General features: G+C 69.7%; 5 protein-coding genes. 1 reads left to right on the forward strand and 4 read right to left on the reverse strand.

All coding sequences use genetic code 11. From position 1 onward, the window contains the following. Positions 1-14: 14 nt before the first annotated feature. From pglZ to pglW, 4 genes are all read right to left on the reverse strand, one after another. The gene (pglZ, locus tag KG103_RS17015; RefSeq protein WP_207339657.1) at positions 15-2,705 is read right to left on the reverse strand and encodes a BREX-2 system phosphatase PglZ; all 2,691 of its coding nucleotides are present in this window, start codon (positions 2,703-2,705) and stop codon (positions 15-17) included. Further along, complete coding sequence (locus KG103_RS17020) at positions 2,702-6,544, reverse strand: DUF6079 family protein (RefSeq protein WP_207339658.1); 3,843 nt, start codon at positions 6,542-6,544, stop codon at positions 2,702-2,704. The genes pglZ and KG103_RS17020 overlap by 4 nt, the downstream gene beginning before the upstream one ends. Positions 6,545-6,606: 62 nt before the next feature. After that, positions 6,607-10,233: a BREX-2 system adenine-specific DNA-methyltransferase PglX gene (gene pglX, locus KG103_RS17025; protein ID WP_207339659.1), complete on the reverse strand. Its 3,627-nt coding sequence runs from the start codon at positions 10,231-10,233 to the stop codon at positions 6,607-6,609. Next, a complete protein-coding gene (gene pglW, locus KG103_RS17030) occupies positions 10,230-14,408 on the reverse strand; it encodes a BREX system serine/threonine kinase PglW (protein WP_207339660.1) in 4,179 nt (1,392 codons plus the stop codon). Before pglW ends, pglX begins: the two co-directional genes overlap by 4 nt. A gap of 221 nt (positions 14,409-14,629) precedes the next feature. Here pglW and KG103_RS17035 point away from each other — a divergent pair, with 221 nt between their 5' ends. Further along, on the forward strand, positions 14,630-14,842 hold the full coding sequence (locus KG103_RS17035) for a hypothetical protein (protein ID WP_207339661.1): 213 nt from the start codon (positions 14,630-14,632) through the stop codon (positions 14,840-14,842). The last annotated feature ends 57 nt before the right edge of the window (positions 14,843-14,899 follow it).

The following is a 14,899-nucleotide window of genomic DNA, read 5'->3' on the forward strand; positions in this document are numbered from 1 at the left end:
GGCCCCCCGGTCGCTCATGTGGTCAGCCCGAACTGGTCCTTGAGCAGGTCGACGTCGAGCCGCAGGGTCACGCCGTCGCTGTCCACGGAGAGGATGTCGTACCCCTCGACGTTGAGGACCCGCTTGACGACGGCCAGTCCCTGACCGAACAGGGTGACCGGCATGCCGGCGGCCGCTGCAACGGTGTCCTGGTGCGCTCGCCCACCGTGGGCCACCAGGGTGCGCAGCACCGTCTCGATCAGCGCTGCCGACGCGGCACGTCCGCCGAGCCGGGACTGGGCGGCGTACACGCTCGACGCCAGCACACGCCCCACGAGGTCGTCCGACGGCGCAGGCGACGCCACCGCGGCCACCTCGAGCTCGAACAACGCGGGCTCCGACTTGTCGACCGCCGGCCTCTTACGCGCCTTCTTCGCCGGGCCCGGATGCGTAGACGTGTTGACCTTCGCCTCGACGACCGGGTCGTTCCACCACGCCGGCGCCTGCGGCGGCGCCGGTTCCCATTCGTCAGGGGCCGCCTGTGCGAGCGACCGCTGGTACACGAGCACCGGCACAGTGAGCTCCGCGAGGGACGCACCCCCGTGGTAGCCCGCACGCGCGGCGCCGTACCGGGCGTCGTCCCGCCACAGCACGACGACCTGGCCGGCGTCGAGCGCCACACGCGGGCCGGTGACCAGCACCTCGCCCTCCTCGACGGGCCCCGTCGACACCGGCCGCCAGCGCGCGTCGCCCCCCGCCACAGCAGGGAGCATCGCGGTCCCGCGCTCGACGACGTGGCCGTGGTCGGAGGTGAGGACCACCGTGCGCCCGGCGATGGAGGCGGCGTTCAGCAACCCGCGAAGGGGCTCGAGGTCGCCGATGCCCCAGGGCCGCCCCGAGGTGTCGTTCTTGTGGGTCGCGTCGTCGATCACGTTGATGACGACACCGACCACCGGAACCGTGGGGTCGGCGATGGCGGTGGCGACGTCGTCCGCGAGCTGGGCGCCGCCCGGCGCGCGGAGCTCGCCCTTGTGGAACACCCTCGCGCCCGGGAAGGCAGCAGCGAGGCCCGACTTCTCCGTCGCGGACGTGCCGTGACGCACCTCGCCGCAGAACAGGCTGGTGCGCGAGATCCCGGTCATCGACGGCAGCGCGGCAGCGGCGGCGAGCCGGCGCTTGGTCGCGGACGGCACCCACTCGACGAGGCCGGACCGTCCGACCTCACCAGCGAGGTCGATCGCGACGGCTCCGCTCATGCCGTCCAGAACGATGAGCAGCACGCCTCCGTAGGCCCTCCAGGGGTCCACCACGGCGCGCAAGATGTTCTCGACGCCCAGCGCAGGACCACCGAGCAACGCCTCCGCCACCGACTGCATGACGACTGTGTCCCCGAGGTGCGTCGCGGCCACCGCATCGCGTTCCCGGCGGCGGGTGCGGACACGCTCGATGAGTCGCCCGTAGGCGGCCCCGACCTCGGCGTCGGATGACCCGCTCCACAGCACACCGAGCGCCGCGTCGACCCACGCGCCGTCGGCGAGCTGCCGCTGAAGGTCCGTCCCCAGGGTGTGCGCGTCGGTCTCAGGAGTCGCGAGCCAACGCGAGAGCCGCACCGCCATGCGCGGTGCGAGGTCCTGGCTCCCCAGGGTGGCTTCGCGGTGCTCGAGAACGCCGGCGAGTGCCTCCTCGATGCCGGTGCCGGAGTCCAGGGCCGCGCCCAGCACACGCAGGCGGGCGGTGAAGCCCGGACGCAGGATGCCGGAGCGTTCGGCGCCCTCGGGCCACCCGAGGTTGTCGCGCAGCAAGGCCTCAGCCTGGTCGAGCACCACGCCGAGGCGCCCTTCGGGGTCGTTCTCGCGCGACAGCCGGAGCACGGCGGAGACGGCCGCGTTGGCGATCTCCCGCGCCTGCACCGGCGTGACAGCGCGACCTGCGACGTATCTCTCGAGGAGCCGAGTCCGCGCAGCGACCTGGGCCTCGGTGAGGTCACCGGCCGGCTGAGGCCACAGCACGTCGATCGCCAGACCGAGGGCGAGTGGCTTGACCAGGCCGCCCGGCGTGGCGGTGGTGCGCAGAGCGAAGGCCGCCGCCGTGCCGTACTGGCCCTCGGCCCACGCGATGAGGTGGTCCTGCAGCTCCGGGTCGACACCCGCCCATGACGAGCGCGAGCCGTTGCTCAGGACGGCCAGGAGGACGACGCCGTCGAGGTCTCCGGAGTCCAGGTCGAGCAGGTGGGCGAGCAACCCGCCGATGGCGTGCTCGGCGGTCACAGCAAGGTCCGTGGAGGGGGCCCACCCGCCGGCGGGCTCATGGTCGAGCAGTGCGGTCGCGGCCCAGTCCAGCCGTCGGAGCTCGCGGCTGACCTCGCGCGCACCCCCGAAGAGCGCGGGGACGCTCGCCCACTCGTCCGGCTCCTCGATCCGCTGACCGTACGCGCGAGCGAGCACGGTGTCGTTGAGGTCCGCTCGCGGTCGATCCGTGAGGACGACGAGGTACTCGTCATCGGACTGCTGCGCGTACGCGTCGAGGATCGCCAGCTGGGAGACGCCCTCGATGACCCGGACCCGCTGCCCGTCGATGGTCAGGTCGCCGCCGTGCCACCGCGGCTGGGCCCGCAGGACGAGCACGCGCGCGTCACCGCCCTTGGCGATGAGCTCGGCCGCGCGGGACCGCACGAGCGCCTCGGAGACGGCGACGGTGCGCGGAGTCTCCGTGGCGGCGCTGGTCACTCCCACCTCCAGCTCACGCGCAGCGTCTTGCCGGGGACCGGGTGGGTCAGCTCCTCGACGATCTTCTGACCGATCTCCTGGATCTCGACGGCACGCGAGACGACCTGACTCTTCTCCGAGAGACGCGCGCGTTCGCGCTCCTCCAGCTCGAGCCGGATGCGGTCGAGCTCGGCCTTCTGCCGGGCCATCTCCGCGTCGCGCTCTGCCTGCTCGCGCCGCTTCGCTTCCAGCTCGGCTTGCTGCCTCGCGTACTCGGCGTCGCGGGCCGCTCGCTCCTCTGCCGCCTTGCGTTCCGCCCCCTCCCGAGCGCGACGCGCTTCCTCCACGGCCTGAAGTCGCGCCTCCTCCTCGCGCCGACGACGCTCGACCTCTGCGGGGTCGGCCGCGATGACGTCGAGCGCCTCGTCCGCCGCGCTGCCCAGGGCCGGCTTGAGCGGTGCGTGCAGCTCGGCTTGCCGCGCGGTGCCGCGGAGTGTGGACAGGGCCCGTGCGGCACGGTCCCCTCCCAGGCCCGGCAGCCGGTTGATGAGGCTCCAGTTCGCCCCACGGAGTGCCGCGACGACGTCGCCGGAGGCCGCGATCGAGCGGCCGATCGCCTGCGACTCCGCCGGCAGGTCGAACTGCGCCAGCGACTCGATCCTCGCGACGGCGTTGTCAGCCGTCGCGAGGACGGCGACCAGGTCCCGTCCGCGCGTGACCGACTGCCACCGCGGGCTCGTGTCGTCCAGCCCGAGCACGTCGCGGTGCGCGGACAGCTCCGCGGCCGCCTCCGACGTCGTGCTCACCGCGGGACGCACCTTGCCGAGGAGCGCGTCGCTGACGCGCTGTACCGCGGCGGTCGACAGGTGGTACTCGTCGGCGCCCACGCCGAACAGCGCCTTGGCGCGGGTCAGCGCGACTCGCCACTCCTGCTCCGAGGGCAGCACCGGCTCGCGCAGCAGCATGTCCGGGGTCAACGACCCGATCCCCGGCTCACTGGTGCGGGATCCGGCGCGGTACCACTCGCGGTCGGTAATCCGGGCCCACGCCAGGACGAGCAGGTCCATGGTGTCGGTGGTCATGCCGCGGGCCGCGAGGACCCCGCGCAAGGTCCCGACGGTCACGTCACCGGTGCCCGCGGCACGCGTGAACTCGTCGAAGAACGCGAACGTCTGAGCATCCAGCGCGTAGGTCGTCTCACGCAGCGCCCCCACGCCGTAGCCGGTCACGACGCGCCGGACCTTACTGCCGGTCGCTCGGTCGACGTCCGCGAGCCGGCCACCTGCGTCGACGGCCTTGCGGGCGAGGTCGAGCACGGCGTTGAGCTCCGTGCGTCGCACCTCCTCGGCGCCTCGCTCGAGCTCGGGGTGCTTGGGGTACCTGGCGGTCAGCGCGGAGCCAAGTGCCCCCACGACGGCGTCGCGCAGCGTCGCCGCGGAGGGCTGAGTGGGCGTGAACCCGTCAGCCAGGGTGACGAAGTTGGTGCCCGTGAGCCGGGTGCCGAGGTTGTCGTCGTTCGCCGAGGAGTCGACCCCGTACGCCTGCCGCAGGAGCGCGCCGAGCTGGCTGCGCAGCGAGTCCCGCTGGTTGGTCAGCAGGCGGCGCGCCGGATCGCGGTCGCTGACCGGCAGGTTGCTGGCGTACTGGTCGAACCGGTTGCCGGTCAGGAGGTACTCGAGCTGGACGAGCTTGCCGACGTCGTCCATGCGCTGGGCAGTGAGGAAGTGCGGCACCCAGATGATCGTGTCGGAGACGACGCCGTCGTGTTTAAGGTCGTAGATGCGCGCGGCGTCGTCGGACGGTCCGCGCCCCTCCTCGTCGTCGAACGGGTAGTCGACGACGAGTTTCCAGCGGGAGTCCGACGCCTTCAGCGTCTCGACGGGCATGGCGGCCCTGTCGCGCACGTTGCCGAACACCACGTCGACGGCCCGCTTCTGGCCGCGCCAGACGTGGTCGAGCGCGTACTCGCCCGCGTAGGAGCCGGTGGCAATCGCGCCGATCTCGGCGACGAGGGTGTCGCGGATGAGCTTGCGCCGGTTGGCGTGGGAGTCCTCCTGGGCGACGTGCGCGAGGATCGCGTCGAAGTCGACGCCGGTGAGCTGGAGGCTGACGACCGGGTCGGCGGTGGACCCGACGGTGATCTCGGAGAACTTGGCCTGCCACTCGGTGGCGAAGGTGACGACCTGCCCGGAGACGTTGCCGCCGAACATCGACACGACGGACCCGAAGTTCAGGGCCGCCAGCTTGGACGCCGTGAGGTCCTTCAGGGACGTCGCGCCGGGGGCGATCGCGGCGACGAGCAGGGTCTTCGCCAGGCGGTCCTCGCGCCGGAACGGGTGGTTGCGGTCGAGCGCCCGAGCCTCGGCGTCGGTGAGGCGGTGCTTGTCGAGCAGGTACGGACGCATCTTGCCGCGGTAGAACGTCGCGGCAGCCTCGAACACCTTGACCATGTCGTCGGTGAGGGGCTTCGCGTCACCGAGCACGACGACGTCGAAGAGATCACCGACCGGGATGACATCGCCGACGGTGAGCTCGTCGCGGCCCCGGTAGAGCAGCTCGCTCATGATCTTCAGAGCGGTGCGCTCGCGCTGCATGATCGCGGACAGCGCCACCATCGCGTCGACGAGTGCCGGCGAGAACGGGTAGACCTTCTCGAAGTCGACGGCGCTCGAGCCGGCTGAGTCGGTGAGCAGGTGCTTCCAGTCCGTCGGGTTGGCCCGCACCCGCGCGACGGCGGCGGCGAGCGCAGCCTTGCCCGCGTCGGACGTCGGGGTCAGCAGGCGCTTCTGGACGATCTCCGGCAGGTCGGCGGCCGCCAAGGTGATCTTGTCGAAGCGGTCCTCCCACCACTGGAAGGAATCCTCGAGCGCCACCTGCTCGGCGCCGACGTTCCCGCCGCCGAGGAACTCCTTGAGCGCCCGCTGACGAGCGACGAAGGAGATCATCGGGATCGCCATCTGGCCCGACCCGGTCTCGACCAGCTTGGCGACCTTGGACGTCTCGTTCTGGATGAACGCCGAGTCCCGCAGGTGGTTGGCCAGCCACAGCACGAGCTCGTCGAGGAACAGCACCAGACCGTCGTACCCGAGGTCCTTGGCGTGGGCCGTCATGATCCGCAGCCCCTGGTCGATGGGCAGCCACGCCGACGTCGACGTGTACCCGGGGAAGTAGGTCTCGACCAGCTTCGCCGCGACCGCCTGCCGGTCTCGCTCGCTCGCCGCCCCGCGGGCCGCCGCGTCGAGGTCCGCCGCCGTGAGCCCGCCGTCGCTGAGGGTGCCGAGCACGGGGTCGATGTCGCTGGCGAACTGGGAGAAGAACGCGTCGTCACCCATCTTCGCTCGCAGGCTCTGGGCGTCCTGGAAGAGCAGATCGCTCCGGTGCAGGACCGGCGGAGCGGCGTCCGGGTGCTTCTCCTTGACGGTGTTGATGTACCCCTGGAACAGGGCTCCCTCGAAGGACTCGGCCCCGATGAGGTGGTAGTCCACCGCGAGGAACCTGCGCGAGAGCACGTCCGTGTGCTCAGCGACGACCTGCTGCAGCCCGGGCAGGGCGCGCGCATGGGAGTTGCCGGTGAGCAGCAGGTGCATCACCGCCATGTAGTGCGACTTACCGGCACCGAACGAGCCGTGGATGAAGGCGCCCTTGGCGTTGCCGCGTGCCAGCGCGGACTTCACCAGGGTGAGGCCCTCGCCGAACGCCTCGGCGATCTTCTCGGTGACGACGTAGTCCTGGAGCGTCCGGTCGGCTGCGGGAACGCCCTCATGGATCCGCATGACGAAGTCGTCGTCGTGCACGGCCTCGGGCACGCGAATCGCGTCGCGCAGCATCATCGACAGTGCGCCTGCGGTGGTGTTGCTCATCGGTCGACTCTTCCGTTCCTCAGGTACATCGCTACGTCGTCTTTCGGTACCGGCCGGACGCTCTATGACCGGGGGCGACGGCCACGCGTCGCGCCCGGCGGCCGCCACGCGTTGACGTCATCGCGCGTCATCTGGAGCTGCGCGAGGAGCTGGTCGATCTGGCTCGTCACCGCCTGGGCGGCGCTCGACCCGAACTCCGGCTCCAGGTCGGTGTGCCACTGGTGCAGCCACGGCTCGAGCTCGACCAGACCCGCTACCAACGGCACGAGCGCCTCGTCGGGCGCACCGAGCCCTTGCTGGGTCAGGATCTCCCGGGCGAGCGCCACTGCCCGGTCCCGGTGGTTCCAGCCCGCCCAGCCCAGCACGGGACTCGAGTCGCCCTCACGACCGACACCTGGGTAGAGGATGAAGCGCTCCTTCGGTACGTCGAGCTTGCCGCGAGCCTTCCAGTAAGTGCTGTCTTGGAAGTCCTTGTCGCCGTACTTGGGTGGCACGGCAATCGCAACCTTCTCACCAGCGTCTTCCCGTCGCTGTAGGCTCCAGACTCGCTGCCATTCACGAAACTTCTCGACACCAGTCGCCGTGAAGCGGTGAGCTGCTAGATATGGGACCCCCTCATGGGAGAGCAGGCCGCCGATTACGCCTGCCACGTCAGGCTCCCGCGCTCCGGTCAGCGTCTGCGCAAGCCCCAAGAGCACAGGGTCGTTGCGGAGGAGGTCCGCGAGTTGCACCACTGATCGCGCTACTGGCCCTTGGGCGTCTCGCCAGAGCTCAGAGTCATCGAGACGGTCCAGCACCGCCGACTTAACCGCGCTGCGCACTTCGCTGTCCCACGGGACGGTAGCCCAACGACGCTTGAACTCAGGCCTCTCCAACTGCCTGACGGCCTGGTTAGCCGTGATCGCCGCGAGACGCCTGCGGGTCAATTCCCGATATCCCTCGGGCCAGTCGGCCGGGATCTCAGTCACCCGGGGAAAGCAATGCTCGTTGCCGGAGCGCGCGTCCTTGTAGTCGAACCAGACGGTCGCCGCAGGATTCCCTGCCTCGCCAAGCGCGAGCACCAAGGCGAAGGGGCGCTCGGACGACGCGAGATGCTGCTGCGGCTTCACATCCTTCGACGAATCATAGATCAAGGCTTCTTCGATCAGCCCGTAGTTCCAGTAAACTTCCCAGTCCAGTTCCTCCTGCTCGAAGATCAACCTACCGCGCAGACGCTCGGCGGTAGCGCGGGCTGCCTCGAGCGCCTGAGTGAGGTCGAAGGCCTGGTCACTCTCGAGCCACCCCTGAATCACCACTTCTGGAACATTGCTTGCCAACTCGCGGGCGAGCGCTTCGATCACGTCGCCGCGATTTTGCGGCAGATGCGCAGGAAGTGGAAGTTCCTGCAGCTTAGTGCCGGTGAACTCCCAAGTCCGGAGCCAGGGAGTGTCGGCGTCACCCCCCTTCTCCTGGCTCACATACTTCAGCCAGAAACAAGCAACCGAACTGTTAAGCACTGCGAGCAATTCAATATGCCGCCCCTCCGTCGCCCCCATCGACAGTTTTAGGACCGGCGCAGAGCGGTTGAAGATTTTTCTGCCACGCACGAGGGAAAAATGGTTGTGCGTCGCAACGAATGCAAAACAGATCACCATCTCGGCCATGGCCGACCAGCGGGTGAACTGCATATAGTCCGTCCAGCGCAAACCCGCGTCGGCCATCACGCCTTGGAAGGTGCCTCTCCTTGCGAGCGTGGTGCGCCACGGCCAAAGGATGCTATCGAGTTCGCTCGATGAGCGAAGCGTGGAGCCGTCGTAGGGAAAGAGGATCTGATCCGTAGCCGAGCTGCGCCAATCGCGCACTCCATCTCCGACGACGAACGGCCGCGTAAAGGCCTTGAAGGACCGCTCGGACGCGAGCAGGCGAGGGCGCATGTAGACCTCATCCGCACCGGCGCGTATCGCCCCTCCAATAGGCCGCTCGAGCGCTTCTCCCAACCGAGATGACGCGTTCGACTCGATTTGGGCAATAAGTTCTGCTGATCCGCCACCTGAGAGTGCCCATGGGAAGATTGCAAGTGCGTCACGGTCGCGATCGGCAACCGAGACGTAGGTGCCTTCGAAACCTGGGTTGTCGAGGTTGTTTACGATCTCCGTCCAGTTCGGACCGTTCTCGGGGTCCGCCCGCTTCCCGGCGTCATCTCGGTTCTTGAGCACCACCCGTACGCGGGCCGATACGGGCCGGCGGCGGCGCCCCACGAGGATCACGGTCGGAGTGCCGTCATGATTGTGACCCGGCATCCAGGCACCGGCGCTATCTATGATGTGAGTGAGGTCGACCGGGCAAGAGAAGGCAAGCTCGGGATCCTTGCCGGCGAACAGACCTTCGATCAGCTTCTTGCCAAATTCCCGCTTCATGAATGAGTTGGAAGTGATCTGGCCAACATGACCAGCGCTTCCCGCGAAGTCCCCCTTGAGGGCGAGGCGGAAGAAGAGTTCAGCAAAGGGCACTGAAAGTGCATACTGCTTGTAAGCCGTCCGGTACGCAGCTCGATACCGAGCGTTGGCAGCCGGGTCTTTCGCGGTGATGTATGGCGGGTTGCCCACGACGACGTGGTACTGACCCGGCTTGAGAATGCCGGCGTACTCGTCGAGGTCCTCGGTGTCGTACGTGAACGTCTCGTTGTCGTCGAACAGTCCTACACCACCGCCCTGCTCACCGAGCAGTGAGTCCCCGATCGCGAGGTGGAAGCCGAGCGGCGGCACGCCGACCAGCGACTTCTCGCCGGCCGCCGTGATCCCTGCGACCGTGAGCCGGAATCGCGCGATGGCCACGGCGAACGGGTTGAGGTCGACGCCGTGGATCGAGTCCATGGCCTTGCGCACGCGCTGCTTGGGGTCGAGCCCGGGCGCCTCGGTCGCCCACTGCGCGTTGAGCCGCTGGAACGCCCCGAGCAAGAAGTGCCCCGACCCGCAGGTCGGGTCGATGAGCTTGAGCCCGTCGATGCCGAACTCGGCGATCGCCGGGGTGAGCGTGCGGTCGAGGATGAACTCCTCGACGAACTCGGGCGTCTGCAGCAGTGCGTACGTCTTCTTCGCGTGCTCGGACAGTTCCTGGTAGAGGTCACCGAGGAACCGGGTGTCGAGGTCGGGGTCGGTGAAGTCGTGGATGAGCGTCCCGTCGTCGTCGGTCCGACGCCAGAAGCTCACCAGTCCCTTCGCGGCCTCGGCGCTGATCTCCGCGGTCCACACCGGGTTGTGCTTCGGGTCCACCAGTGCCACGCCCGCGGGCTGGGCGGCGAGCACGCGGAACGCCTGCTGGAGCCAGTCGCGGTCGTGGTGGCTGGTGTGGACGCGGAAGTACGCCGTCTGGTTCTCGCGAGCCCGCGCCCAGCGGTCGCCCGGGCCGGCGATCCAGCCCACGGGGACAGGCATACCGTCGAGGGTGGCGCCCGCGAGGAGGTCGTTGTCCTCACAGAACCGGATGAACGTCGTCGCGATGATCCACGCAACCGCGGCTTGGTCGACCTCGTTGTCCCGCCACACCGTCCACGACAGGCCAGTGCGCTCGCGCCGCAGCGCCTCGGCGTGCTCGCGCTGGAGCGCGGCTCCCCACTCGGTCGTGGGGTCGTCGGCACGCGCCTTCAGGTCGGCCTGCAGGACCCGGAGCTGGGCCTTGAGGTCGGCGAGGAGGGCGGAGGAGTGGATCATGAACGGTCTCCGGTCGGGATCGTGCTGTGGGGCGCGGGCTTGTCGTCGTCGGCAAGCTGCGCGAGGTCGCGGGGCAGGTCGATCCAGCCGCTCGGCCCGAGCGGCACGGACCGCCCGTCGAGCAGTGGTGCGCGGGCGTCACCGGGCTTGGCGACGAGGAGCCAGCGCGCGGCCGGTCGACTGGTGCCCGTGTCCAGCAGGGTGGCCAGCAACGACGTCATGCCGTACCGCACGAGCGGACCGGCGTTGGTGAGCAGCAGCGGGCGGGGTGACGCAAGCCGCTCCACCCACGCAGGCTCAATCGATCGCTGCACGACGCTCTGCAGGGCCTTCCACTGCTTGCTGTCACGATCCAGGGCGTCGTAGCCGAGCAGCCCCGACCACATGCCGCCAGCCTCCTCGATCTGCTCCTTCGTCACCGTCACGACGAGCTCCGCGACGTCGAGGACGTCGATGTCGAAGGTCGTGGACAGTGCGCGAACAGCGGCGGTGTACCGGCGCGGCGGCACCGTCAGCGTCAGGGCTGAGTGACGGGCGAGCGCGTCGTTGAGCTTGCGCGTGATCTCCGCGGCCGGCGTCGGTGCGAACTGCGTGGTCTGGACCGACCCGGTGGTGAACAGCGCCGTGCTCTTGGGCTCGTAGACGCCCTGGCGGTTCACCAGGTCCGGGTACAGGTCGCGCATGAGCGCGTCGAGCTTGTCCGAACCTGCAGGCAAGGGATCGGTGAGGTGGGGGAAGCGAGCGCTCACCGTCCGCCGCACCGCGGCCTGGCTGATGGCGCGGCCCGGCTTGCCGCGCATCGCGTGCTCCAGGGCCGTCGCGATCGGCAGCGCCCTGGGGTACAGCTCCTGGAAGCCCGAGAGGGCCGCGGTCTGGCTGGCCGCGGCGGCCAGCCGCAGCACGCGGGTGTCGGAGACCTGCCACTGGCCCGCGCCGTCGAGCTCGTCCACCACGCTCCGCAGCGAGCCGATTGCGGTGCTCGCGGTGATGACCCCGCCGGTGACCAGCTCGTCAGCCTTGGCGCCCAGCTCAGCCGCCAGCTCGGTGAGCAGGTCGGCCGGCGGGCTCGCGTCGCCGGCATCGGTCGCGGCTGCCGTCTCACTCAGGGCCAGCACGTCCGCCTTGGCGCCCGCGCGTCGTCGGAGGACGAACACGGAGTCGGTGTCCCGCGCGTCGAACTCGACGATCGCGCGGATCAACGCCGTGCCGTGGCTCGTGCGCGCGTCGCCGTCGAGCGTCGACCCGCGCAGCGTGACGAGCGCAGCAGCAGCCTCGGGCACCGTCATGACGCGGCCGGCGTTCTGCACGATGGTCGTCAGCTCGTCGCGGGCCGTGAGGAACGGCTGGTGCTTGGACCAGGCGGCCGCAGCGTCGTCCACCATCGCGGTGACGCGCTCACGCGTCGTCTGCGCGTCGGCGGCAACCTCGGCGGCGGTCGGCCACGCTGGGCCGTCACCGAGGCCGAGCAGAGTGCGGGCGAGCGACTCGTCGGCGGCGGGCAGCATCTCCAGCAGGTTGTTCACCAACCGGTCCACCCCGAGCGCCACCGCGACTCCGGCGACGGGCTCCGCCGGTCGCAACGCGGTGCGCCACTGCCCGATGCGCGCCTGGATCTCCTTGCGGTACGTCTCCCCCAGGCCGCGGATCCCGTTGATCTTTACCGGGTGCACGCCGAGGACGTCCGCGACCGTGACCACGCCGTCGAGCCGACGCAGGGCCGACAGTGCCTGAGCCGAGAGGCCGGACTGCTCCAGCGGGGTGTCGAGCGTGGCCCGGGAGGCGAGCTCGTCGTCCTTCTTCCGCGCGTCCTCGTCCAGGGCGAGGCCGGCGAACGCCTCCGTCCAGGCACGCAGCAGGTCCTCGACGTTGCCGAAACGGTCCTTGGCGTCCGGGGCCAGGGCCTTGCGAAACAGCGCCGTCAGCGGTGCCGCGACCGCCGGGTCGAACGACGTCGGCTCCACCACCGCCCGGTCGGTCGGCTTGGCCGGCATGCTCGCGCCGTTGGGCCACCACGGCAGGACGCCGGTGGCCATCTCGAACAGCGTCACCGAGACCGCCCACAGCTCGGCCGCCCGGTCGTAGCGGTTCCGCCGGCCCTTGCCCAGGTACGGGTCGAGATACCCGGGCGTGCCCGACCCCGTGGCCTCCAGCGGCTCCCGCGCGAGGGAGAAGTCGAACAAGGTCAGGTGCGGCTTGCGATAGCCCGGGTCGGGGGCGATGCCGAGGTTCGCCGGCTTGATGTCGCGGTGGAAGACACCCTCGACGTCGACGAGGTAGGACATCGCCTCCAGCAGGTCGGTCCCCCACCGCTGCAGCTGCTCGAGCGTCGACTGACCCTCCTTGGCCAGCCGAGTCGCGAGCGTCTCCTTGCCCGCGTCGGACATCAGCAGCACGCGACGGCCACCGAGCTCGAGCGACTCCACCAGGCGCACGACGCGGGGGTGCTCCAGCCCCGCGAGCACCTCGGCCTCGACGTCGAGGCGGCGGCCGGCGGCGTCGTCCCGAGCGATCTTGAGGATGAGCTCCCGGTCGTCGCCCGCGTCGTCGTCGAGGACGGCAAGAGCGACACCCGAGGAGCCTTCGCCGCGCTTGCCCGCGACGAGGAAGCGGCTGCCGATCATGTCGCCGGTCCGGGCATCGAGCGGGTCCTGGACCTCCTCCGGGGGCGACTCGGCATCCGGGCGACGCACCTCGTCCCACGCCATGCGGACGAACGTGAGGGCATCCTCGACCGACGCAGGTCGTTCAGACTCGTCGACCGCGGTGAGGTCACCGATCACGTCAGCGAGGGAGTCCGGCAGGGCCGCGGTGACGGCGCGCGGGTCGAACCGGCCGGCCTGCTGCTGGACCTCCTGCACCTCGGCGATCGTCGTCGCGGGCGGCTTCCCCGTCAGCATCAAGAACGCCAAGGCACCGAAGCCGAACACGTCCAGCGGGGCACCCGGGACGTCCGAGACGGACTGCCGCGCCTCGGGAGCGAGCCACACCAGGTCCTGGTGGCCGGCAACGCCCATGAGGTCGGTGACACCACGGCTGATGACGGTCCACCGGGTCGTGGACGCGGTCTCGCGGTCCTTCTGCGCGGAGTACCAGTCCCGCACCTCGAGCCGGGGACCGTCGGCCGTCGGCCGGACCCACACGCGCTGCGGCGACAGGGCCCGGTGGAACAGGTGCCGGTTGTGCGCGTACCGCAGGATGTCACCGAGCTGCTCGACCATCGCCACGCGGTCGTCGAGCGTGAGGGCCGCCCCCTCGTCGGCGAGGAACGCGTCGAGAGGCCGCTCGGCGTCCTGGTACTCGAAGAGCAGCGCCGGCCCGTCGTCCGTCGTCAGCAACTGCTGCGGGACCGCGATGCCGTCGTGCTTGATGCCGTACGTGAGCTGGAACTCACGCTGGGCGAGCTGCTCGATGCGCTTGCGCTCCGACGCCGAGGCCTTGGGCGGCACGTCGTACAGGCGCAACCGCTGCTTGAGCTTCGGCAGGTTCGGGTGCGTGACCACCACGTCCTGCCAGTCGACGCCCTCCGCCACCGGGTCGGACTCCGCGACCGCGTAGTCGCCGACCATGCGTGTCTTCGGCGTCGGGCGGAAGTCCGCCTTCTGGCACAGGTGCCGCACGAGCTGGGCACGCTGCGGGTCGATGCTGTCGTGCGGGTTCGCCGGCGGCGTCGCCAGGAACTCGCTCAGTCGCTGCAGCGGCGGCTTCGACGCCACGTCGTACCCGTCGAGCTTGATGACCCCCGCACGCCCGGACTGGTCGACCTCGAACTTCGATCCCTGACCGTGGAGGACGACCAGTGCGTTGACCCACGGGACGGCGCGCTCCATCTGCGGGCTCGTCGCGTAGGACTTGAGCAGGGAGGCGAGACGCTTGCCCTTGCGGTCGGTCACCAGGAACGGGTTGGGGTGCGTCTTGCCCGGCTGGTACCAGCGCTGGGACGTGCCCGTGATGGTGCCGTGCCAGCCCTTGAGCTCGACGCAGAACAGGCCCACGGGCGTGAGGAGCAGGACGTCGACCTCGGCCGTGCGGTTGTTCGTGTCGATGAAGGTGAGGTTGACCCACGCCGTGGTGCGGCCGTCGTCGGGGAGGACCTCGCGGAAGGCCTCGAGTGCCGCGGCCTCCTCCGGCGTCGCCGGAGGGCCCATCACCTTCCAGTGCGGCGAGTCGGCCTTCATCGCGCGTCAGTACCCCCACTCGGCATCGTTGACTGGCGCAAGTCCTGTCCCTGGCGTCTACAGGGTAACGAGCGAACCAGTGGCCACGGGCCATCGCCGTGGGTACATGAGGGGCGTAGAACCACGACTGCAGAAGATTCACCCATCGCAGCGCATAGGGCCACAGCTTAAGACGGACCACGCCGTTCAAGGACGGTGCCCGATATGCCGATGCGTCGTATGTGAACGAATTCGGATACGGAAGCAGGTTCGGTCAAGCCCAGCCGGCCGACCCCCTCGTCTACGAGCGGATCGGACAGCTCGAGGCGGAGAACGCCGACCTGCGCAAGAAGGTGCGACGGTACAACCGCGGATCCTGGGTGCTCGGCATCCTGCTCCTGCTGGTCTGGGGCGTGCCCTTCGTGCTGGGTATCGCTGCTGCACTGTCGTCGTAGCGGTCCTGATCGCTGACCACCGGCGGGTCGAATGCCGCAACTGTGCACGTTCCGCCA

The organism is Cellulomonas wangleii (assembly GCF_018388445.1).
GTDB classification, from domain to species: domain Bacteria; phylum Actinomycetota; class Actinomycetes; order Actinomycetales; family Cellulomonadaceae; genus Cellulomonas; species Cellulomonas wangleii.

Bases quoted from the DNA above. Each gene is read 5' to 3' on its own strand.
- pglX (WP_207339659.1), bottom strand. From the start codon at position 10,233: ATGATCCACTCCTCCGCCCTCCTCGCCGACCTCAAGGCCCAGCTCCGG.
- KG103_RS17020 (WP_207339658.1), bottom strand. From the start codon at position 6,544: ATGAGCAACACCACCGCAGGCGCACTGTCGATGATGCTGCGCGACGCG.
- pglW (WP_207339660.1), bottom strand. From the start codon at position 14,408: ATGAAGGCCGACTCGCCGCACTGGAAGGTGATGGGCCCTCCGGCGACG.